Annotated in this window: 27 protein-coding genes; 25 read left to right on the plus strand and 2 right to left on the minus strand. The window is 70.3% G+C overall.

Translation table 11 applies throughout. From position 1 onward, the window contains the following. Positions 1 to 797: 797 nt before the first annotated feature. The 20 genes from ACNAVT_RS15190 (at position 798) to ACNAVT_RS15285 (ending at position 13,270) form a co-directional block, all read left to right on the plus strand. Entirely contained in the window at positions 798 to 1,046 is a 249-nt protein-coding gene (locus ACNAVT_RS15190; RefSeq protein ID WP_416296725.1) for a hypothetical protein, read from the plus strand. Positions 1,047 to 1,085: 39 nt separating this feature from the next. Next, positions 1,086 to 2,111: an AAA family ATPase gene (locus ACNAVT_RS15195; protein ID WP_416296727.1), complete on the plus strand. Its 1,026-nt coding sequence runs from the start codon at positions 1,086 to 1,088 to the stop codon at positions 2,109 to 2,111. Then, positions 2,108 to 2,641, plus strand: coding sequence for a hypothetical protein (locus ACNAVT_RS15200; RefSeq protein WP_416296728.1), 534 nt, complete (start codon positions 2,108 to 2,110; stop codon positions 2,639 to 2,641). The genes ACNAVT_RS15195 and ACNAVT_RS15200 overlap by 4 nt, the downstream gene beginning before the upstream one ends. 72 nt (positions 2,642 to 2,713) lie before the next feature. Then, on the plus strand, positions 2,714 to 3,028 hold the full coding sequence (locus ACNAVT_RS15205; protein ID WP_416296730.1) for a hypothetical protein: 315 nt from the start codon (positions 2,714 to 2,716) through the stop codon (positions 3,026 to 3,028). A 106-nt stretch (positions 3,029 to 3,134) separates the two neighbouring features. Next, complete coding sequence (locus ACNAVT_RS15210) at positions 3,135 to 3,377, plus strand: hypothetical protein (protein WP_416296732.1); 243 nt, start codon at positions 3,135 to 3,137, stop codon at positions 3,375 to 3,377. A gap of 84 nt (positions 3,378 to 3,461) precedes the next feature. After that, positions 3,462 to 3,752 (plus strand): hypothetical protein, encoded by a 291-nt coding sequence (locus ACNAVT_RS15215; protein WP_416296733.1) that lies wholly within the window; start codon positions 3,462 to 3,464, stop codon positions 3,750 to 3,752. Between the two features lie 144 nt (positions 3,753 to 3,896). Then, on the plus strand, positions 3,897 to 4,835 hold the full coding sequence (locus ACNAVT_RS15220) for a DUF2637 domain-containing protein (protein WP_416296735.1): 939 nt from the start codon (positions 3,897 to 3,899) through the stop codon (positions 4,833 to 4,835). Between the two features lie 14 nt (positions 4,836 to 4,849). After that, positions 4,850 to 5,254 (plus strand): hypothetical protein, encoded by a 405-nt coding sequence (locus ACNAVT_RS15225; RefSeq protein ID WP_416296737.1) that lies wholly within the window; start codon positions 4,850 to 4,852, stop codon positions 5,252 to 5,254. 328 nt (positions 5,255 to 5,582) lie between these two features. Continuing rightward, positions 5,583 to 6,548, plus strand: a complete 966-nt coding sequence (locus ACNAVT_RS15230; RefSeq protein WP_416296739.1) for a recombinase family protein — start codon at positions 5,583 to 5,585, stop codon at positions 6,546 to 6,548. Positions 6,549 to 6,768: 220 nt separating this feature from the next. Beyond that, positions 6,769 to 7,020: a hypothetical protein gene (locus ACNAVT_RS15235; protein ID WP_416296741.1), complete on the plus strand. Its 252-nt coding sequence runs from the start codon at positions 6,769 to 6,771 to the stop codon at positions 7,018 to 7,020. Positions 7,021 to 7,129: 109 nt separating this feature from the next. Further along, positions 7,130 to 8,218 (plus strand): ParB/RepB/Spo0J family partition protein, encoded by a 1,089-nt coding sequence (locus ACNAVT_RS15240; protein ID WP_416296743.1) that lies wholly within the window; start codon positions 7,130 to 7,132, stop codon positions 8,216 to 8,218. A gap of 133 nt (positions 8,219 to 8,351) precedes the next feature. Further along, positions 8,352 to 8,531 (plus strand): hypothetical protein, encoded by a 180-nt coding sequence (locus ACNAVT_RS15245; protein WP_416296745.1) that lies wholly within the window; start codon positions 8,352 to 8,354, stop codon positions 8,529 to 8,531. A gap of 418 nt (positions 8,532 to 8,949) precedes the next feature. Continuing rightward, a complete protein-coding gene (locus ACNAVT_RS15250; RefSeq protein WP_416296747.1) occupies positions 8,950 to 9,432 on the plus strand; it encodes a hypothetical protein in 483 nt (160 codons plus the stop codon). Further along, positions 9,432 to 9,701: a hypothetical protein gene (locus ACNAVT_RS15255; RefSeq protein ID WP_416296748.1), complete on the plus strand. Its 270-nt coding sequence runs from the start codon at positions 9,432 to 9,434 to the stop codon at positions 9,699 to 9,701. Before ACNAVT_RS15250 ends, ACNAVT_RS15255 begins: the two co-directional genes overlap by 1 nt. 3 nt (positions 9,702 to 9,704) lie before the next feature. Beyond that, positions 9,705 to 9,854: a DUF6011 domain-containing protein gene (locus ACNAVT_RS15260; protein ID WP_416296750.1), complete on the plus strand. Its 150-nt coding sequence runs from the start codon at positions 9,705 to 9,707 to the stop codon at positions 9,852 to 9,854. Further along, the gene (locus tag ACNAVT_RS15265) at positions 9,851 to 10,117 is read left to right on the plus strand and encodes a hypothetical protein (protein ID WP_416296752.1); all 267 of its coding nucleotides are present in this window, start codon (positions 9,851 to 9,853) and stop codon (positions 10,115 to 10,117) included. Before ACNAVT_RS15260 ends, ACNAVT_RS15265 begins: the two co-directional genes overlap by 4 nt. Then, positions 10,107 to 10,529, plus strand: coding sequence for a hypothetical protein (locus ACNAVT_RS15270; protein ID WP_416296754.1), 423 nt, complete (start codon positions 10,107 to 10,109; stop codon positions 10,527 to 10,529). The genes ACNAVT_RS15265 and ACNAVT_RS15270 overlap by 11 nt, the downstream gene beginning before the upstream one ends. Positions 10,530 to 10,545: 16 nt before the next feature. Further along, a complete protein-coding gene (locus tag ACNAVT_RS15275; RefSeq protein ID WP_416296757.1) occupies positions 10,546 to 11,037 on the plus strand; it encodes a hypothetical protein in 492 nt (163 codons plus the stop codon). A gap of 590 nt (positions 11,038 to 11,627) precedes the next feature. Continuing rightward, the gene (locus ACNAVT_RS15280; protein WP_416296758.1) at positions 11,628 to 12,725 is read left to right on the plus strand and encodes a helix-turn-helix domain-containing protein; all 1,098 of its coding nucleotides are present in this window, start codon (positions 11,628 to 11,630) and stop codon (positions 12,723 to 12,725) included. Continuing rightward, positions 12,722 to 13,270, plus strand: a complete 549-nt coding sequence (locus ACNAVT_RS15285; protein ID WP_416296760.1) for a hypothetical protein — start codon at positions 12,722 to 12,724, stop codon at positions 13,268 to 13,270. The genes ACNAVT_RS15280 and ACNAVT_RS15285 overlap by 4 nt, the downstream gene beginning before the upstream one ends. Positions 13,271 to 14,311: 1,041 nt before the next feature. On the opposite strand, the gene ACNAVT_RS15290 is transcribed toward ACNAVT_RS15285, so the two are convergent. After that, positions 14,312 to 15,001, minus strand: a complete 690-nt coding sequence (locus ACNAVT_RS15290) for an alpha/beta fold hydrolase (RefSeq protein ID WP_416296762.1) — start codon at positions 14,999 to 15,001, stop codon at positions 14,312 to 14,314. A gap of 334 nt (positions 15,002 to 15,335) precedes the next feature. On the opposite strand from ACNAVT_RS15290, the gene ACNAVT_RS15295 reads away from it, so the two are divergent. The 4 genes from ACNAVT_RS15295 to ACNAVT_RS15310 are packed head-to-tail and all read left to right on the plus strand — an operon-like array spanning position 15,336 to position 19,071. Then, positions 15,336 to 16,262, plus strand: coding sequence for an ABC transporter ATP-binding protein (locus ACNAVT_RS15295; RefSeq protein ID WP_416296764.1), 927 nt, complete (start codon positions 15,336 to 15,338; stop codon positions 16,260 to 16,262). Continuing rightward, a complete protein-coding gene (locus ACNAVT_RS15300) occupies positions 16,259 to 17,113 on the plus strand; it encodes an ABC transporter permease subunit (protein ID WP_416296766.1) in 855 nt (284 codons plus the stop codon). The genes ACNAVT_RS15295 and ACNAVT_RS15300 overlap by 4 nt, the downstream gene beginning before the upstream one ends. A gap of 21 nt (positions 17,114 to 17,134) precedes the next feature. After that, positions 17,135 to 18,400 (plus strand): sensor histidine kinase, encoded by a 1,266-nt coding sequence (locus ACNAVT_RS15305; protein ID WP_416296768.1) that lies wholly within the window; start codon positions 17,135 to 17,137, stop codon positions 18,398 to 18,400. Continuing rightward, positions 18,397 to 19,071: a response regulator gene (locus ACNAVT_RS15310; RefSeq protein ID WP_416296770.1), complete on the plus strand. Its 675-nt coding sequence runs from the start codon at positions 18,397 to 18,399 to the stop codon at positions 19,069 to 19,071. Before ACNAVT_RS15305 ends, ACNAVT_RS15310 begins: the two co-directional genes overlap by 4 nt. A 381-nt stretch (positions 19,072 to 19,452) precedes the next feature. Here the strand turns inward: ACNAVT_RS15310 and ACNAVT_RS15315 are convergent, their stop codons facing one another. After that, positions 19,453 to 20,211 carry a transposase family protein gene (locus ACNAVT_RS15315; protein WP_416296772.1) on the minus strand — a complete coding sequence of 253 codons (759 nt, stop codon included), beginning with the start codon at positions 20,209 to 20,211 and terminating at the stop codon, positions 19,453 to 19,455. Positions 20,212 to 20,564: 353 nt separating this feature from the next. Here ACNAVT_RS15315 and ACNAVT_RS15320 point away from each other — a divergent pair, with 353 nt between their 5' ends. Then, a complete protein-coding gene (locus tag ACNAVT_RS15320) occupies positions 20,565 to 21,044 on the plus strand; it encodes a hypothetical protein (RefSeq protein ID WP_416296773.1) in 480 nt (159 codons plus the stop codon). Positions 21,045 to 21,127 lie beyond the last annotated feature (83 nt).

The raw sequence follows: 21,127 nt of genomic DNA on the forward strand, positions 1-21,127 counted from the left end.
GTAGGGTGCCGGAAAACGTCTCGGCCCCGCCAGGCGGTCATCTGGCGGGGCCGAAGTGGACGTACCCGGAACGGAGAACGGGTCGCACGCGCATCGTACGCCAGTTCGGGCGACGGTGCGCTGGCGGCGCTGCACAGAGAGGCCGCCTGCATGGTGGACCGGTGGACGGTCGAGAGGGCGGTGAGGCACGAGCTCTGCATGCTCGACCCTCCCGGCCGGCAGCTCGTCCTGACGCTGCTCACGTGGTCCGACGCGGCCACGGCGACGATCCCCGAGCAGTTCACGCCAAGCCTCACCGACCTGGAGAAGGCGACCGGGCTCGCCCGGTCGACGGTTGCGGCGTGGCTGAACAAGCTGGAGGGCCAGTGGGTGTGGCGCGACCGGCCGAGCGTGGCCGACGCGCGGCGCAAGAAGGCCCGGACGGTGTACCGCATGGGGGTGCCGCCGGAGCTGTTGCGGAGGCTCGCCGAGCTGGGGCTAGTTGGTCCGCGTGCCGGACCAGCCGTGCCCGAACCGCCCGGGTCTGGTAGTCCGGTGGGCGGACCAGCGATGGGCGGTTCTGGTCCGGGTCGCGGACTAGAACTAGTCCGCCAGGCGGACCGAGTTGGTCCGCCACGCGGACGCAAGACATACAGGGAACCTGAACCGGTTGGCGTCCGCGCCGCGAGCGGTGTCGACCACCGGTACGTCGAGGGGCCGAATGGCTCCTGTGCCTATCCCGGGTGCAGGAAGTCGGCTCCGCTGCACGGGCCCGCGCTGCGGGCCGTGCCCGAGAAGGGAAGGAGAGTGATCGGGGAGTGAGGGTGTACCTCGCGCCGGTCGACGTCGCGCAGTGCGCGACGTGCAGCGGCGTGCTCGTGGCCGCCGGAGACGACTGGCGGCACCGCGAGGGCACGGGTTGCACCGAGCTGGCCGAGCCGGTGATCTGCCGGTACCCGGACTGCGGCCTGCCGGCCGCTATCGGGAGTGAGGCCTGCGCGGGCTGCGCGGGTGCTTTTTCGTCGGTCAAGGGTGTGGGGTCGCAGTCCCTGACCGCGACCGTATAAAGTCTATGTAGGACGTTCGTTCACGTGGAAAGGAACGACATGAGTTCGAGGTTCATGCCAGCCAGCCGGAAGAAGGCGAAGGCACGGGTCGCCCTCGCCGGGCCGAGCGGTGCCGGCAAGACGCTGACCGGGTTGAAGCTGCTCTACACGCTGACCGGCTCGCGGACCGTCGCGGACGGTCTGGAGCGGATCGCGTTCATCGACACCGAGCGGGACTCGGCGGACAAGTACGCGGTCAACCCGGAGCTGCCGGGCGTCGGCGACATGACGCCGGACGAGGCCGGCGGCTACGGGTTCATGAAGGTCAGCCCCGTGCGGTACGACCCGCGGGAGCTGGTCGAGCTGATCGACGAGGCGGCGGTCGCCGGGTTCACCGGGCTGATGGTCGACTCGCTGTCGCACTACTGGTTCGGACCGGGCGGCGTGCTGGAGCTGGTCGACCGGTTCGCCCGCAACCACGGCGGCCGGTCGATGGACGGCTGGAAGGACGTGCGCCCTATCGAGCGGGCGTACATCGAGGCGCTGATGAGCTTCCCCGGGCACGTCGTGGTGTGCATGCGGTCGAAGCAGCGGTACGAGCTGGTCGAGGGCAGCGACGGCAAGGCCAAGGTGGCGAAGCTGGGGATGCAGCCTGACCAGCGCGACGGCCTGGAGTACGAGTTCGACCTGGTGGGCGACATCGACCAGGAGCACTACCTGCGGGTGACGAAGAGCCGGTGCGACGCCCTCGCCGACCAGGTGATCCACAAGCCGGGGTCGGAGCTGGCGCTGCAGCTGCTCGACTGGCTCGACTACGGCGAGCCGCCGAAGGACGTCGACTGGACGGCGGCCCTCGCGGCGTGCGCCTCGCGGGAGGACCTGCTGGTGCTGTGGCAGCGGGCGCAGCGGCTGGGCAAGACGCAGCAGCTGCGGACCGCCTTCGACGCGCGGGGCGCGGAGATCGCGGCCGCCAGGAACGCGCCGCTGCCGGTGCCGGGCGAGAAGCTGGACCAGGCGCTGACCGACGCGGCCGGTGCCGCATCGGCCAACGGCCGGCAGCCTGAGGCGGCGGGAGCGGGCCGATGACGGTGCAGCAGGCGGCCATGCGGGCGGCGGTGCTCAAGGCCCTGATGGACGAGGTGAAGAAGGTCTATAACGTGGCCCGCGGCGAGGCCGACGGCCGCCTGGTCGAGCTGAACGGCGCGCTGGGCGTGAAGACGATCGAGGTCCGGCTGCCGGGCTACGACGGCCCGGTGGCGCAGGTGACGCTCTCCGACCCGAAGACGGGCCTCGTGGTCGACGAGGCCGGGTTCCTGGCGTACTGCAAGGCGGAGCACCCGTCCGAGGTGCAGGCGGCCGTGCCCGAGCCGGTGGAGTCGGTGCGGCCGGCGTTCCGCAAGGCGCTGCTCGGCCGGATGAGGGTCGAGTCGGACGGGACGGTGGTCGACGGCGAGACGGGCCGGGTCCTCGACTTCGTGGAGGTCGCGGAGCCGCCGCCGCCGTCGACGACGCTGACCTTCAAGAAGGGCGGCCGTGAGGAGGTGGCGGCGGCCTACCGGGACGGTCGGCTGGCGCTACCCGAGCTGCTGGCGCTGCCGGCGGCCGAGCAGGAGTGACCGGGTGCGGGGCTGGGCGGGGGGGCGACCCTCGCCCGGCCCCGCGCCACATCGGAGCCGGGGAGGTGGGCGGTGGCGATCGACGCGCGGCTGGTGCGTGACGGCCTGGTCGACGTCGAGGCGTTCGCCGCCGCCGCCGAGGCCGGCCCGGTCGGGGTGTGCGACTCCTGCGCCGGGCTGCTCGACGGCTCGGCGACCGAGGGCGGTGGCCTGGTGTGGCTGACGACCAGCTGCCGGGGCTGCGGGCGGGAGCGGACCGCGCCGGGCGGCCGGGCGCTGCCGCGCCCCGCGGGCCGGCGGCCGGGCCCGCCGGCGTGGCTGCTGGAGGCGGCGGCCGAGTTGGACGCGCGGCGGCTGGGGGAGCGGCCCGAGTCGCGGCCCGTGTGACTCGCTACACGGCCCAGAGCATACATAAAACCTGTACGCAAGGAGTGCTGTCTGCCTACAATGAAGTTGTACGTTCTGTCCCCATCCTGCACTTAGGAGGAGCACGATGCTGAGCTACGAGGAGATCCTGGAGCGCGCCCTGCTGGCCGCCGCCGAGGAGCTGGCGCCGGAGGAGGCCGCCGAGACGATCGGCGACGAGCCGCTGCGCGACGAGCGCGACAGCGAGCCGGTGGAGGTCCGCGAGGTCCAGACGCTGGCCGACGCGGGCTTCATGACGCGGGACAACGGCATCGTGATCCGCCTGACCGACGGCCGTGAGTACACGGTGACCCTCAACCGCTACCGCTGACCGAGCCGGCGGGCGCGCCTCGAGCGCGCCCGCCTTCTCCGTGCCCGCCCCGACCTGACCCGACCCTGACCTGAGGAGAGAGACATGAGCGACCTGACCTGCGCCGAGCGCCTGGTGATCCCGACCTTCAACGCCGAGTTCGTGCCCGAGGAGGACGGCGGGCCGTGCACCGAGCCGGCCGTCGCCCGCCTGGTGATCGAGCACGACGGCGAGAAGTGCGGGGACGGCGGGCTCTGCCTGTTCGACCCAGAGGAGGGCCTGGAGCTGGACCCGTGGCGGCAGGTGCGGCTGCTGTGCGCCAACCACCTGCACGAGCACGAGGCGGCGGTGGCCGAGCGCGGCGAGCTGGTGGGGGAGACGCTGACCCGCCTGTGACGACCGAGGAGAGCCGCCCGGGACCCCGGGCGGCCTCGACCTGTTGGAGGGAAACCGATGGAGAGCAAGACGGTGCCGGACGTGCCGGCACTGCCGACCGGCGGCCGTGCCGCCGAGGCCGCCGGGTAGGCCGGTGTGGTTCACGTGGAGAAGGTCGACGTGCCGGAGCGGCCGAGCAAGAGCGCGTGGGTGTCGGTGTGGCTGGCGTTCGGTGCCGGCATCGCGGCATCGCTGGCGGCGAACATCGCGCACGCCGGTGCCGGAGCCGGGGCGAAGGCGGTCGCCGGCTGGGCGCCGCTGGCGCTGCTGCTGTGCTCGGAGGTGATGACGCGGGTGCCGGCACCGCGGCACCGGCTGTTGAAGGCGGCGCAGGTCCTCGGCACGATCATCGTCGCCGGGGTCGCCGCCCTGGCCAGCTACCGGCACATGCGGGGCCTGGCCTTGGAGTACGGCGAGGACGACCTGACTGCGAACACGCTGCCGCTGTCCGTCGACGGCCTGGTGGTCGTGGCGTCGATCGGGCTGGTGGTGCTGTCGCAGCTGCGGCACGCGGCGATCGCGGCCGAGCGTGCCGCCGCTCTGGCCCGTGCCGCCGAGCAGGAGGCGTTCCTGGCTGCGGTCGCCGCGCCCCCGGTGCCGCCGCCTCCGGTGCCGGTGGCCGTGCCGCAGCCCGAGCCGGTGCCGCCGGCCGCCGTGCCGCAGCCGGAACCGGACCCCGAGCCGGAGCCGGACCCCGTGCCGGTGCCGCAGTCGGCGCGGGTGCCGCTGCCGCCGCTGGACGTGGTGGTGCCGCCGGAGCCGTGGCCGGCCCGGCAGCCGGTGCCGGACCCGGACCTCGTGCCGCCGGACGGCGCCGACGAGAACGCGGCGGCGCGGAAGGCGTGGCGAGATTCCGTGGCGGCCAGCGAGCCGCTGACCGGCAAGGCGCTCGGCGACCGCTTCAAGCGGAGCGAGCGGTGGGGCCGGAACCGGATCAAGGAGGCCCGGCGCGAGCTCCAGGCCGAGCAGGAGGCCGGCGGCGACGTCGCCGGCGAAACCGACCAGCAGGACGCCCGGGTGCCGGTCGGCGCCGGGGCCGAGTAGAGGAGGAGAGACAGATGGTGTCGATGGCGATGATCGCGGCCGAGCGGGCGGCGCAGTTCCCGGGGAACCCGTACGCCTGGGTGATTATCCGGGATCGGGACCACGAGCTGCACGGCACGTCGGAGTCGGAGGTGGGGTCGGCCGGTCCCCGGCAGGCCGACGACGAGATGATCGAGCGGGCCCGGACGGAGGGCCGCCGGTTCCGGCTGCTCGACGAGGGCGACATCGACCACGGCGCGATCGAGGACGGGAAGGACGTCGACCCGGACGAGCGCGGCGTGGTGTACGAGGGGCTGATCTGGACGGCGGGCGAGCCGGGCGGCGACGAGGACTTCGGGCCGCTGCACGACTTCGGCACGCCGAACTACGGCTGCGTCGAGATCCAGTACCGCGACGGGGACCGCTGGGTTTCGCTGTAGTGGCGAGCCGTCCGGCCGCAGTGGTTGAATGTGACCGGCCCCATCCGAGGGAGTCGTTCGGAGCGCGGGGCCGGTCAGGGGAGCCGTCGGGGGACAGCGCAATCTGACCGGGCCCGCACCGGGCAAAAGAGCCCGGCACCCATGCTCAGGGGGTGCCGGGCTCTTGCGTGCCGGGGTTGCGCGGACGGGGTGGGGGGGTACGGTGTCCGGAACGCGACAATCACGCGTCGGTAACTCCTACGCACCTGTACGTAGCACGGTGCTATGGGGCACTGCTAGCTTATAGGCCGGTCGAGTTCAGGCCGGCCTTTCGTGTGGGGGTCAGACGGTGCGGTGCTACGGGTACGACGAGACGGGACGCCAGATCATCGACGCCGAGGCGACGGTGATCCGTGAGGTCGTGAAGCGGGTCCTCGACGGGGACAGTATGCGGTCTGTCGTCGCGGGCCTGCGGGCGCGCGAGGTCGCGACGTCCGCCGGGCGGCCCTGGACCCAGCAGTCGCTGTCGCGGCTGCTGCGTAACCCGCGGCTGGCGGGCCTGCGGACGTACCACGGCGAGGTTGTCGGCGACGCCCCGTGGCCGGCGATCATCGACCGGGACACGCACCGGAGGCTGCTGGATCTGCTGGACGCCCCGGAGCGGAAGCAGCCGCACGCGACGAACCAGCGGAAGTACCTGCTGTCCGGCGGGTTCCTGGTGTGCGGGTACCCGCTGCCCGACGAGAGTGGGTCGGGCACGCACATCGACGGGAAGCCGCTGTACACGCAGCCGAGCAACAGCGGCAAGCGCGGGTACGTGTGCCGGGCCGGCAGCCCCAGCTACGGGTGCGGGCGCATCCGGATCGCGGCGGAGAGCCTGGAGGAGGAGGTCGCCGCCCGGGCCCTGGCGCGGCTGGCGTCGCCGAAGATTCGGGCGCGCCTGGAGCGCGCGGTCGGCTCGGCGAAGGACGGCGCGGCGACGATGGAGCAGGTGCTCCGGGCGATCGAGGACCGGCTGGCTGAGGCGGGGCAGGCGTACGCGCGGCGGGAGATCAGCCTGGTGACGCTGACGGCGATCGAGGCCGAGGCGAAGCGAGAGCAGAAGCAGGTCCGCGAGCGCATCGCCCAGGCGGCGCGGTTGCAGGCGCTGCCGGCGACGACGCCGGAGGGCCTGTCCGAGTGGTGGGTCGACGCGCCGCTGGAGCGGCGCCGCGAGTTGCTGGCGCTCGTCCTGGATCGGATCATCGTGAAGCCGGCGACCCGGGCCGGCGCGGCGCAGCTGGACGTCGACCGGCTTGAGTTCGTGTGGAAGTAGTGGGGTGACACTGCTCCATATCGGACTATCGGTGCAGAGCCGGGCAACGTAACCAGATTGCGGGATTCTCCTTTCACTGAGGACAGTTGCCCTGTTGCACGCCGTGCTCTCGCCCATATGATCCCCCCTGTTCGATCTTTCTTTGGTCCTGCATAAGCCGCCTACCTTGTGGGGTCACAGTGGGATGGCTGGCGCATCGAGACGGACGGGGAGCTGCACGTTGCATCGCAAGCGCACGATCGAGATCCAGATGTTGGCGGACAGGATTGAGGCCGAGCTGGCTTCGGGGCGGGTGGACGACGCCGACCTGAGCGACGAACAGGCGGAGCGGGTCGCGGAGGTGCTGCGGCCGTCCTCTCCGGTCGAACTGTCCGGCATTGTCCGCCGGGCGGTGCGCCGCAGCATGGTCTACGTGGCGGCCGGTCCCTTGGTGCCGACATTCCTCTCCTCTCTGACCAACGCGGTTGCGTGATGTGCTCCACGGTCCGGCATGCATAGTTTATTGACGCCAAGATCGACTTTCGCCTACAATGAATGTGTACGCACCGCGCGTACTGTGCACGTTCACTGTGGAGGAAGCGATGACTGCGACTGCGACCGCGAAGCGACCGGCGAAGGGCAACAAGGGGCCGGTGGTTCGGACCATCCCGGTCGCCAAGATCGAGGCGGACCCGGACCAGCCGCGCAAGCAGTTCACCGAGGAGGAGCTGGCCGAGCTGGCGGCGTCAATGCAGAAGCTCGGGCAGCTCCAGCCGGTCGCCGTGCGCAAGACGGCGAGGGCGGGCCAGTACCGCCTGGTCGTCGGCGAGCGGCGCTGGCGGGCTGCCCAGCAGGGCGGCATCGAGGAGCTGCACGCGATGGTGTGGGAGATGGACGACGAGACGGCGTTCATCGCGCAGGTGGCCGAGAACGTCAACCGGCAGGACATGACGGCGATGGAGGAGGCTGCCGCCTACCAGCGCCTTGCCCAGGCCGGCTGGGAGACGGAGCGGATCGCCGAGCTGTTCGGCAAGAGCCAGCCGTACATCGGGTGGCGGATCGACCTGCTCGGGCTGATCGACGACGCCAAGCAGCTCGTCGCCAAGGGGCAGCTGCAGGTGGGCGTCGCCTGGTATGTGTGCCGGTTGTCGGCCGACCAGCAGCGGCGGTTCCTGGTGAAGTGGGCGCGGGGTGAGTTCAGGTCGGCGCGGGACGCCGAGGAGTTCGCGAAGGCGTGCAAGTTGGCTGAGGAGCAGGCCGGGTTCTTCCAGATCGACGAGGAAGAGCACAGCGAGGAGAAGCAGGCGGAGGTGGTCGCCAAGCGGAAGAAGGTGACGAGCAAGATCGACCGCCTGGCGGCGGCCGGCGAGATCCTGGCCGAGCTGGCGGCGATGGACGCGGAGGAGCTGGCGAAGGTCCTGGCCGGCGCCGACGGCGGTGTGGCGGCGTACCGGCAGCGGGTCGACCACCTGCGGACGGCGGCGGGGAAGGTGTCGGCGAAGCTGCGCAAGGCGCAGGCCCTGGCGGCGTCGGTGACGGTGGAGCTGGACCCGCAGGCCGTGGTGCAGGTGCCGGCCGAGGTCGTCGACGTGACGTCGACGGGGCCGATCAAGGTGGACCCGAACTGCACGTGGGAGGGCCACGCCAGCGCGGTCGACGAGGCCGGGTTCTGCCCGGTGTGCCAGCACTGAGCTGAGCGGCTGGTGAGAGTGGACGTCCCGCAGGCTGACCCGCGGGCCGTCCCGCGTCCCGGCGATCCCTGTGCGGGCGCAGTGGGAATGCGTATGCTCCGGGCGTGGACGGCTGTTCGCGTGGAGCGTCCTGATGCCGGTCGTCGGGCCGATCGACCTGCCGTCGTGCGGGATCTGCCGGCGCAGCCGGATCCGCGCGCGTCGGGGCGACCGGGACCCGGTGGTGCTGTGCCTGGCCTGCGATGGCGGGCCGTTGGTGGACGAGGCCCGCGCGGTGCTCTCCGACGACCAGCGGCGGGCCCTGAACCTGTGAGGCGACGTCGTCGTGTCCGCAGGCTGTACGGTCGCAGTTTGACCGTGCATGCTCTGCTAGATACAATGTTTATGTACAATCCTCGGCTGTTGGAGGCGATCGGTGCAAGGCGAGTGGTCACGGTCCTGTGGGCGTGGCCGCTGCCGTCTGGGCCGGACCGCCTGCGGCAGTCGATGCGGCGAGCGCAGGCCGAGCTGTACCGGCAGGCGCGGATGCTGAACGCGGTCCCGCTCGGACCGGCGGCCTTCCGGGTCGCCCGATGCGCGGTGTTCGACACCCACGCCGGTCCGGCGCTCGTCGCGGAAGTCAGGGCAGCGAAGCTGCCGGAGCAACCGAACGGAGAGGGGACGAGTGTGCCCGCAAGCTGTACGGCCGCAATGCTCGACTGCGGCCACCGAACGGTGAGGAACGAGGTCGGATGAGCCGGAACACCCAGCACGAGGAGCAAGCCCGCCAGGTGAAGGCGGCCCTGCCGGGCTACCTGGCGGTGCGGGAGACGGCGGCCGCCGTGCTCCTCGCGGCCGGGAAGGACATCGGGCTGCGCCTCGACGAGCGCGACGCCCGGGACCTGGCGCACGCCGTGGTCGACGCAATCCACAAGGGCGCCGAGGTGCGCGGGATCGCGTTCGCCTGCGACGTCGCCGACATGGAGCTGGCCGCCCATCACCGGTACCTGCTCCCTCGGGCGAAGGCGGAGGCCGAGGCCGGCGACCCGCTGGCCCGCCGGGTCCTGCACGACCTGGAGAAGTACGTCGAGGGCGCGGCGAAGCTGCGTGACGAGCTGGTCGAGCGGCTGGCCCGGGTCGGCGGGCAGTGGATGGCCGAGCGGCAGAAGGTCGTCGCGGTGGTGCCCATGCCGTCCCCGCCGGAGGGCCAGCACCGGGCCAAGGCAGCGGCGTAGTGGCCGACGGGCCGCAGACGGCGCGGGACCGGGCGTTGGCCCGGGCCCGCGCCACCCGGCGCGAGACGGGGGCCGAGCCGCCGCCGCGCCGGGGCCGGCCGATGGTGACCCGGCCGCCGGCGGACGCCCCGCCGGTCGACGACCGGGTGGCGACCCTGGCCACGAGGTACCTCGTCGACGGCTACAGCGCCGACGAGGTGGCCGAACGACTCGGGGTCGACCGCAGATGGTGCCGGGGGATCGCCGCCCGGCTGCGAGGAGGGAGGTAGCCGATGACCGACCAGGTGGCGGCCAGCCCCGACGAGGAGCCCGTGGAGTGCGAGGACTGCGGACGTCCCCTGCGGACGCCACGGGCCCGCGCCGAGCGGGTCGGACCGAAGTGCCACCGCAAGCGGCTACTAGCGATGGGAGGAGCAGCGTGAGCGTGATCCTGAGGCACGAGGGCGGGATCTACGTGCCGATGGTGGAGGCGACGGCGAAGATGCCGCTGCCGCCGCTGCCGGACAGCCAGCGAACCGACGCCGGGAACGGCGAGCCAATCGAGTGGCTGGAGCTGCTGACCGTCCACGGTCCGCCGTCGGTGGTCGCGTCCGCGCTGGACGCGCTGGGCGCTCACCTGGACGAGCTGGTCCCGTTGATCGGGAAGCTCTACGACGACCACGAAGAGCCTCAACATGGAGGTTGAGTTGCAGCTGTTCACGAACCGCTACCAGCGGTTCAGGCCCGACCAGGGGGCGCCGGTCCGGACGACCGTGGGGAAGCCCCGGTTCCAGTTGCCGTACGACGTGGCCGGGTTCGCCCGGCTCCTCGCACCCAGCTACGCGATGCTGCGGATGCAGGAGGGGCCGTACCGGCACATCTACCTGGAGCGGCTGGAGGCCGCCGGGGTGGACCTTATCTCCGAGCAGCTGGCGGAGATCGCGGACGCGGCCGGCAGTGACCGCCTGGTCCTGCTCTGCTTCTGCGACCTGAACGTGCCGCCGCCGGACAACTGGTGCCACCGGCGCATGTTCGGCGCGTGGTGGGGAGACCAGACCGGCAACGAAGTACGCGAGCTGGACCGGCGGCGCGAAACGCCGGTAGCGACCTTGTTCTGACGACGAAGGAGTTCACGTGGAACTGACTCTTGACCGACCGGAGGCGAGTGTGCCGCTCGACCTCAACCCGCACCTCCAGCCCGACGAACCCGGGTACTTCTCCGGCGAGTGGCTGGAGTACCCGTACGACGGCGGCCGGCGCTTCGAGTCCGCGTACGCGGGCACCCTGATCAAGCGGTGGAACGGCTGGGCGGTGTGGTCCTGCACCCGCGACGTCGCTGACGCGGTGGTGACCGACCAGGAGATGGCCCGGCGGCACAACCGGGTGCTGCTCGCGCACTCCGGGCTGACCGGCGAGAAGCTGGAGCGGTACCTGGACCAGGACGTGCCGCCGATGCGCTGGGAAGACGACGTGATCGTGGTCGAGCGCCAGGCGCTCGGCGCGGAGGACCTGCGCATCGAGCCGGACGAGCACGGCCGGTACGTGGTGATGGGCGGCCACTGGATGTGGGAAGAGGTGCCGGTCGACGCGGCCGACACGGTGCACGGGGTCGCTGAGCGACCGTAGCCCTACAGCTGGGGGCCGGTCCGCTGGGCCGGCCCCCTTCGCTTGGACGAGATCAACGATGTTCCCGCCGGGAACATCGCCGGGAACAGAGGGCCACAAGCGGCCACAATGGAACACGAGTAGACACACGCTGAGCAGGAGCGATAGAATTTGCCCAGCTCAGCGGGCTGCTTCGTGGGGGTTCAAGTCCCCCCTCGGACACGTTATTTCCACACGAAGCGTGATGGTTTTCGTGTTTTGCGTGATCCCCGTCCCGTTGGGCGGGGATTTTTGCTGTGGCGGCGAGGAAGCTCCCCGCAGGTGTGCGGCAGTCGATGCGTTCGCGCTCACGTGGGCGCTGGGAACGAGGACGTGTAGGTCGAGCGCCTGCTGGCCCGTACTCGTGCAGCCGGACGACGAGCTTCGCCGGCTCGGCCCGCGGCTTTGGATGTTGGCCGCCCAAGCCGCGCTCGACGCGCGACGGCCCGGCGGTGTCATCCGGCGTCAGCAGGGCAAGGGTGTCTTCGTCACCGACCCCAGACTTGGATGCGCGAAACCCTGATCTTCCGTGTGTTGACCCATTCCGGCGCTGAGTGTGCGATTATCGCACCATGGCTGATGGCTGGGACTGGCCCCTTGTCGGTGAGCAGGTACGGCAAGCCCGCTTGTCGTTGGGGATCTCGCAGCAGGATCTCGCGGCGATGGTGGGGTTAGACCGAACCATGCTGGCCAAGGTTGAGGCTGGCAGCCGCCGTTTGGACGGCTTGGAGCTGGCTCGGCTTTCCAGGGCGCTGAAGGTGTCGATGGAGTACTTGATTCAGCCGCCGCCAGCGGTGTTGTCCCGACGGGCGGCGCCGCTGACCGAGGAAACGGACACTGAGGCAGCACGGTCATCGGAACGCCTCGAAATCGCGATGGTTGAGTGGCTGCGCAATGTTCAGCAGTTGCTGGACATTGGCGTGTTGCGTGCCCGTCCTTTGCTGCGCTACCCGCATCCGGTGGCATCCGAGGATGATGCGCGTCAGACAGCCCGGTGGTTGCGACAGCGGTTCGGGCTCGGCGATGAACCGATCGGCAGCATCATGGACGTCTGTGAGCGCGCAGGTCAGTGGGTTCTGGTCACCGACCTGCCAGGCGACGGCGCATCGCTCATCGAGGGCGACATCGCGGTTGCTGTCGTGAGCACCACGGGCGATCCTGGCCGCCGTCGGGCTACCGCTGCGCATGAGTTGGGGCATCTCATCATTGGTGATGAGTATTCCGCCGACCTCGGCGTGAGTGCCTCGCGTGCAGAACGGGAGGCGGTGATTGATGCCTTCGCCGCGGAACTGCTGCTGCCCGTGCAAGCGATTGCCGCAGCGGGAGCCCGTGGGACGGTGAGCCGGGATCAGATCGTGAGCTATGCGGCTCGATACCGTACCTCTTGGTTGCTGGCGTTGCGGCAGGCTGAGCAGGCAGGGGCCATCGACCCGGAGACGCGTAGGTCCTGGAGCCAGGTTCGGCCTACACACGTGGAGTTCATGGAGGCGTTGGGCTGGGCGCCGCAGCCCGACCTTGCGTCGGTACGGGTATCGCCCGCCTACGCACAGGCCGTGATGGAAGCGTTGCGGAACAGGCGAATCACCCGGGCCAGGGCTCTGGAGTTGATGCATGGCCACATCGCCGAGGCGGATCTACCGCAGGACGACGACCTGGAGATCGCGCCGTGAGCCGGTCGGCGCAAGCCACCTCCGTCCTTGTGCTCGACACGATGGTTCTCAGCCACTTCACTCTCGCTGACCGGCTAGACGTCTTGCAGGATCTGCTGCTCGATGCCGATTGTTGGACGACTCAGGTGGTTCGGGAGGAGTTGCGGGCGGGATCTGAGGATCATCGCGAACTGGCCGTCGCTTGCGAGGCGGACTGGCTGGCCACTGCCCAACTGGACACGCTCGATGAGGTGCGGTGCTTCACCAAATGGGCCGCGCGGCTCGGCTCGGGTGAGCGCGACCTCGGGGAAGCGTCCGTCCTCGCGGCCGCCGAACTGCGGGGAGGCGTGGCCATCACGGACGACAGGAACGCGACGCAGGTCGCCCGTGCCCACGACGCCCGCGTCCACGGCACCATCTGGCTTCTCGCGGGGGCCTGCCGGGACGGCAAGCAAACCCTGACGGCTTCGGGGAACCTCATTGAGGCACTGAGAGCAACCGGTGCTCGTCTGCCCTGCTCCGGAGCGGAGTTCCCGGACTTCGCCCGTAAGCACAACCTCCTGTAGTCGCTACTGACAACTTCTTAACTTAACGGAGGGCAGTGCCTCGTACGCGGCGGCTAGAGTCTTCGCGTGGTCGACTGGAAGCTGCTCTTGTCCGACCTGCAGAAGTAGTCCCGACGAGTACAAGACCGCCTGGCACACCCGCCAGAACGACCTGGCTGAGCCAGCTATCGCCACCCCCTGCACCAAGCGGCGGCAGGTAACCGCCGCTCCATCAATCCGGGGGAAGCTTACGTGGCAGCCATTCAGCTTCGTCATGAAATGAGTAATCCGGAGTCCTGCCCACTCCGACCGTCGGCTAATTCTCCACAGTGCCCGCTGACTGCTATAGGATTACGGCCTGAGCACCCATGCTGAGCATGGGTGCCGCAAATTCGTGTACGAATCCCCCCCTCGGACACGATCTTGAGAACCAACGCAACAGGCCGCTGAGCTGGAAGAATCCAGCACGGCGGCCTTCGTCGTTTCCGGGGCCCGTGTACGTGCACGCGACCCGCCGGCACCACGAACCGGTCCGGCAGATCGTGGGGGGACTTCCTCGGTGTCGATGCGTTGGTCACGGGCTCACCCGTCGGGTAGCGAGGTCCACCCGACAGCGAGCGGGCGGCGGGTCACTCGCCGCCCGCTCGGGCGCCATCGACCCTTGGCTGCACTGGCATCGGCGAGCAGGCAAACGCGGCGTCGACTGGTCGCCGGGCCCGGCGCCTTGAGTGGCGAGGCGTGCCGAGCAGTGGCTCTTGAAGAACTGTCCCCGAGATGCGAGTCTCACTCGCTATGAGCCGCAACGGACACGGGCGCCCACGTCAGCCGAGCGACGAAGTCGCGGAACGACGCGAACGGCGCGATGCACGGATCCGCGCCGAACGCACCGAGCTCGCGATGGCGGAGATGGACGACAAGCCGCCGACCGATGATCTTGAGTTTGGACCCGGTCGTGATACGCGTGCATGGCGCGGAGGATCGCCCGGGCTCGGACGAGGCCGATGACCTGCCCGAACGTGGCGCCGTAGCGATCGGATCGTGGCAATGGCGGATGGGCGTCGATCACTCGGTAAGGAATGCGATCAGGGTCCCGAGGTACTCGTCGGGCAGGGTCTCGTGCACCAGGTGGCCGGCCTCGATCGCCGTCAGCCGGGCGTCGGCCAAACGATCGGCGAGTTCGGCGACGTGCTTCTGGGGGACCGGGCTCGCTGCTCCGCCACTGATGAGCAGCGTGGGTGCCGTGATCCGGGCGACGATGTCGGCCCATCCTGGATCCGGATCGTCGATCTCGGGCCGGACCTGCTCCACGACGTGCCAGTCGAAGGGCAGATCCCCTGCGGGACGGTCGGGCAGTTCTGGCGGGCGTGGGTGCGGGAAACCGATGTCCTCTAGCACGAGTTTGCGGACGTGTCCCTGCCGTTCGGCGGCCACCGTACAGGCCACCAGACCGCCGAGGGAATGACCGACCAGGTCCACCGCGCCGATGTCCAGCTGGTCCAGGATGCCGATGACGTCTTGCGCGAACAGCTTCAGGCGGTACGTGCCGGGCCAGTCGCTGGCGCCGTGGCCCCGCAGGTCGACGGCGTAGACGGTCCGCTCAACACAAAGGCCCGAGGCGATCACGTCCCAGTCGCGTGCGGTCTTTCCGGTGGCGTGGAGCAGCACGATAGGCGCTTTACCCTTGTCGACGGCTTGCCATACCCGCAGTGAGAAGTGTAGGTCACCGACCGTGATGTTCATCAGCTCAGGCACGCCCTGAGCCTCTCCGACCGTCGCCTCCGAATTCAAGACCTTCCGCCGTGGGCAGAGCCATATGCAGCATTCGGTAGGTCTGGGCACCGACCGTCCCGCTCGCTGTTACTGGGCGTAGCGCGCGGATCGCCGCAGTCGATCGGCCGCTCTGCGGCCAGGTCACGGCCGCTACCCGCCGTACCTTGCGCGACGCTGTTGGCTGCCGGGATGGGTACCGCGGTACTACGCCGGAACCGGGAGATCATGCCGTGGTACCGCTGCCGGAGGGCGTTCGGTCTCTAGCGTCGTTGGCGGGACGCCGGAAAGGCGGCGGAGTCGAGGCGAGGGATGGTCGATGATCGAGGCACGGCAGCTGACGAAGCGGTACGGCGAGAAGACGGCGGTCGACCGCCTCGACTTCGAGGTGAAGCCCGGCATGGTGACCGGGTTCCTCGGGCCGAACGGTGCGGGGAAGTCCACCACCATGCGCTTGATCATCGGGCTGGACGCTCCGACCAGCGGGTCGGCGACCGTCAACGGCCGGCGGTACGCGCGCCACAGGGCGCCGCTGCAGGAGGTCGGAGCGCTGCTGGAGGCGCGGTCGATCCACCCGGGCCGCACCGCATTCGACCACCTGATGGTCGTCTCCCACACGCACGGTATCCCGCGGCGGCGGGTCGACGAGATGATCGAGCTGACCGGGTTGCAGTCCGTGGCGCGCAAGCGTGCCGGGTCGTTTTCGCTGGGCATGGGGCAGCGGCTCGGCATCGCCGCCGCGCTGCTCGGCGACCCGGCCACGGTGATGCTCGACGAGCCCGTCAACGGCCTCGACCCCGAGGGCGTGCTGTGGATACGCAACCTGCTCGCCGGGCTCGCGGCCGAGGGCCGCACAGTGTTCGTGTCGTCGCACCTGATGGCCGAGGTGGCGCTCGTCGCCGAGCACCTCATCGTCGTCGGGCGCGGGCGGCTGCTCGCCGACACCACCGTGCAGGACCTGGTGCGCCAGGCCGGCGGCGACACCGTCACCGTGGCCACCGCGGACCCGGCCCGGCTGCGGGCCGCACTGGCCGGCCCGGGCGTCGAGATCACCGGGCGGGCCGGCTCCGAGCAGCTGCAGGTCAGCGGCCTGTCGGCACGGCAGATCGGGCTCGTGGCCGCCGAGCACGGCATCGCCCTGTTCGAGCTCACCCCGAAGCACGTATCGCTGGAGGAGGCGTTCATGGATCTGACGAGGGACGCCGTGGAGTACCACGGCGCCGTGACGAGCGGGGTGACGGCATGAGCACTGTTACGGAGGTTCGCACCGGGGGAGCCGGCGCCGGGCCCGCGTCGCGGCCCGCGTACAAGGTCACTGGGCGGCGGGTGCTCCGCTCGGAGTGGGCGAAGCTGTGGACCCTGCGCTCCACCTGGATCACGCTCGCCCTCGGGCTGGCCGGCCTGCTGGTGTTCGGCACCATCGCGGCAGTGCGGTACAAGTCGCTGACCACCTCTGGCGGCACCCGGACGGGCTCGGGGGAGTTCGTCAACGCGAGCGCGGTGACCCTGGCGCTGTTCGGCGTACGGTTCGGCCAGTTGGCGCTCGGCGTGCTCGGCGTGCTGGTCGCCGCGGGTGAGTACTCCACGGGCATGATCCGCTCGACGCTGGCCGCGGTGCCGCGCCGGCTGCCGGTGCTGTGGTCCAAGGCCGCCGTGTACGGCGTGGTCGCCTTCGTCGTCGGTGTCGCCGGCGCGTTCGGCGGGTTCCTGATCGTCAACGCCGTCGTGAACGGCACCCCGGCCCACATGTCCCTGTCGGACAGCGGCGTCGCCCGGTCGCTGCTCGGCGCCGGCCTCTATCTGAGCCTCGTCGGGGTGATCGGGACCGCGCTCGGGATGCTGATGCGCTCGGTGCCCGGGGCCATCTCGGTGCTCGTCGCCACGCTGCTGCTGGTGCCCGGGCTGCTGTCGCTGCTGCCGGCCTCCTGGCAGGACAACATCGGGCCGTACCTGCCGAGCAACGCCGGCGAGGCGCTGTACGCGCTGCACCACAGCACGGGCATGTTGTCCGCGCGAACCGGCGCGCTGGTCTTGCTGGGCTGGACGGTCCTGGCGCTGGCCGGCGGCGCCTACCGCCTGGTACGCAAGGACGCATGACCATCGCAGGCGTTGGTGACAATGAGCCCTGAAGACACCGACCATCTCGCCGCCCATCCGCTGGTCGACCGGCTCGCCGGCCTTGGCCAGCGGCTGCGGCGGTTCGATGCCAGGCGGCCATGGCTGTTCGACGCGGCGGTGGTCGCCGCGGTACTGCTGGTGTTCTGCATTCCCGACCTCGTCCGCACCGACGAGCCGCGGGCGCTGCACCATCCGCCCCTGGCAGCCGCAGTCGCCCTGCAGCTCGGCCTCGTCCTGCCGCTGTTCTGGCGCAGGCGGGCACCAACTGCCGCGTTCTACGCCATCGCCGCGGTGTTTGTCCTGCAATGGTCCCTCGGCGTGCTGCTCCGCGCCGACGTCGCGCTGCTCATCGCCATCTACAGCCTTGTGCTGCGGGTCCATCCGGCCCGGCTGTTCTGGGCCGGGCTGACCGTCGCTGCGGCGATGGCCCTGGTCGCGTGGCGGGCCTCCGCCGTCGTGGCGCCGTGGGACGCGCTGTTCTTTCTCTACAGCGCCGCTACCGCGGCCGCCGCCCTGGGTGTCGCCATCCGCATCCGCCGGGCACAGCTGGCCGCGCTGCGTGACCGGGCGCTGCGTCTGGAGATCGAGCGCGACCAGCGCAGCCTGCTCGCCGCAGCCACCGAACGCGGCCGGGTGGCTCGCGAGATGCACGACATCGTCGGCCACAGCCTGTCGGTGATCATCTCACTGGCCGACGGCGGCGCGTACGCGGTCGGCGGCAACCCGCAACGCGGCCGGGAGGCGCTCGAACTCATCGGCGACACCAGCCGGCAGGCCCTCGCCGAACTGCGCCGGGTGCTCGGCGTCCTGCGCGACGAGACCGAGGCCGCCGAGCTCCACCCGCAGCCCGGCGTCGCCGAGATCAACGCCCTGTGTGAGCGCATCCGGGTGGCCGGACCGGACGTCGTCTACCGCACCGCCGGCAACGTCGACGCCCTCGACCCCGGGGTACAGCTCACCGCGTACCGCATCGTGCAGGAGGCGCTCACCAACGCGCTGCGGTACGCGGGGCCGCACACCGCCCTCGACGTCGGCCTCACCGCCACCGACGGGCGGCTGCAGATCACCGTGCACGACACCGGCCCCCAGCTGCCCGACCGACCGCCACCGCCGCCCGCGAAACCCGGGCACGGACTCGCCGGCATGCGCGAGCGAGCCGCCCTGTACGCCGGAACCGTCGAGGCCGGCCCGCGCCCCGGCGGAGGCTGGACGGTGCGGGCGATCCTCGACCTGACCCCGCTCGCCACACTCGAAGGCCGGAAATGATCACTGTGCTTATCGTCGACGACCAGCCCCTGCAACGGCTGGGTTTCCGCATGTTGCTGGAGAGCAACGAGGAAACGGACGTCGTCGGAGAAGCCGGCAACGGTACCGAGGCGGTGCGCCGCGCCGAGCAACTGCACCCCGACGTGATTCTCATGGACGTACGCATGCCCGGCATGGACGGCATCGAGGCCACCCGACGCATCGTCGCGGCCGGCGACCGGTCCCGGGTGCTCGTGCTGACCACTTTCGACTTGGACGAGTACGCGCACGCCGCCCTGCGCGCCGGGGCCAGCGGCTTCCTGCTCAAGGACGCGCGCCCCGAGGAGCTGCTGGCTGGCATCCGGGCGGTCGCGGACGGCGACGCCGTCATCGCGCCCGCGCTGACCCGCCGACTGCTGGACCGCTTCGCCGGCCAGCTCGCCGCCAGCCCCTCGCAGCCGGGCCGCACCGACCCGCGGCTGGCCAGCCTCACCGACCGGGAACGCGAGATCCTGGTGGCGATCGGAAGCGGCTGGACCAACCGGGAGATCGCCGAGCGGCTCGTGCTGTCGGAGTCCACCGTGAAGACCCACGTCGGCAGGGTCCTCGCCAAGATAGGTGCCCGCGACCGCGTACAGGCCGTCATATTCGCCTACGACCAGGGACTCACCCGACCGAACACCGGCGGATGACAGTCCATGCGATCCGGCGACCGATCGGGCATGCACACCGCACGGCAGGCGTAGTCGGACAGGCCGCACGCGGTGGGTCGCGCGCCAAGCGACGAGATCCGCCTCGTAGTCGGGGCCGGCTCGACGTTGTGCGAATTGTGCGTTGAGGTCGACGACCGTAGAACTGGGAATGCACGTGGACGGCGTCGCCGGCTGGCAGGGTTCGGCCGTGTCGGTAAGTGTCGGCTTGGCGTGCCTGATCCCTTTCCGCCCGGCTGACCGCGTGCCGGTTGACCGGGCTATTTGCCGAGCTGTAACCCCCGTCGACGCACCGCCAAAACGGTCACAATAGGTCCATGAGTTGCTGGAATGTGGGTCGGGTTCTGCCACATTGACGTGATCTCAACAAGATTCCGGTAGGTATCGGTATTCGAAGTGGGTGAGGTGGAGAGCGGCGCGGACGATGTCGCCGACGTGGCGTGGGCTGGCTGTGCTGTGACGCAGGGTCCGCCAGCGGCCGACGAGGATCGCGAAGCCGCGTTCTCCGAGGCACCGCATGGATCGAAGGACGGTGTTGTAGGTCCGGTTGTCGACGGCGAGCCGGCGGCCGTCGGCGGGCTGCTTGTATGGAGCGTGGATGCCCTGGCCAGCGCCTTCGTAGCCTGAGTCGGCCAGGGTCGGCAGCCGCAGTTCGGAGGCCGCCCAGTAGAGGGCGCCGGTGACGTTCAAACGCTGGGCGCAGGTCAGGTCATGCAGATGCCCGGGCATCGCATCCGAGGTCCAGATCGGGAGCCCGTCGGGGCGCATCACCGCCTGAATGTTCGCCCCGAAGTCGCGGTGTTTCCCGGAGTACCACGCGTCGATCGTGTCGCCTTTCACGCTCACGGTGGTCTCGGCAAGGCGGTCGGTGTCGAACAGCTTCCCGTCGAGGATCACGTGCGACCAGCCGTCGGCGGCGACCCGGCGCAGCGCATCGTGCAGGGTGGGTGTCTGCGCCGCCAGGACCCGCACGGCCTCGGCAACGTACCGGTAGGCCGTAGCCCGCGAGACCCCGAACCCCGCCCCGAGGGTGGTCTTGTCCTCGCCCTTGCGGAACCACACCAACACCAGGATCGACTGGTAGAAGCACGTCAGCGCACGGGTTCCCGGTCGGGTGCCCACCGTCCGACGCTCGGCACGAAGCAGCCGCGCCACGTGCTGTACGAGTTCCCTGGGCACGTCGAGCCTGGCAGAATAGGCGATCACGTGGAGCCCTCTCGAAGACTGGATTCTGTCGCAAGAACCTGTCTATCGATGGCTCCACGCCGCATATCCAACACCGTCTGGTATGGACGTTACGCCCGTGTCATCCCCACTCGGCCGCCGAACCTTGCTGAGATCACTTCATTGAGTCCACTCCATGTAGGACCCGTTCGTCCGCACGACCGGCGGGTCCGCAGCCAGCGGTGCCGACGCTCGGTGTAGGCAGGGTGATCCTCAGATGGGATCCGCTCGTCGGCGCGGATGCTCGCTCCGTGGATACCGTTCCGTGGTACGCCGCCGCCTGGCTGGTCGACGGCCACGACAGCCAGACCCTGCGAGAACTGGCCGGACTCAGCGGCCGGGACCCACATGCCGTTCGCGACCTCCTGCCGGCCGCGCTGGCCGAGATCGGCATCGCCCTGCCGACCACCGACCTGGCCGCCGCGGCCGATGCCTTCCGGCACTTGGCCGAACTGTGCCTGACCGGCCGGGCCGGTGAACGCTGGGTCGCCCGGATGGTTCGAGGAGATCGTCATCCGGGCGACTACAGCAACAGCGTCGTCGACCTGCCCCTCGGCCAGCTATACGGCGCGGACGTTGCCGGGGAAGGCGGTTGGGGCCAGCCGTCGAGGAACTGGCCGCCACCGTACGCGCGGCATACGTCGAACAGATTTCCTTCGACGGCTTCACCCGATCCTCGCCACCCACGACGACGAGCCGGTCACGAAGCATTACCCATGAGTGAGTATTAGCAGCAGCTACGCGACCGGTTCCCCGGTGCGTTGGTCATGCCTGCACCTGCTACATGGCCTGCCCTGTCTACGCCATACACGTA

The sequence above is a fragment of the Micromonospora sp. SL4-19 genome (assembly GCF_047921475.1).
Taxonomy (GTDB): domain Bacteria; phylum Actinomycetota; class Actinomycetes; order Mycobacteriales; family Micromonosporaceae; genus Micromonospora.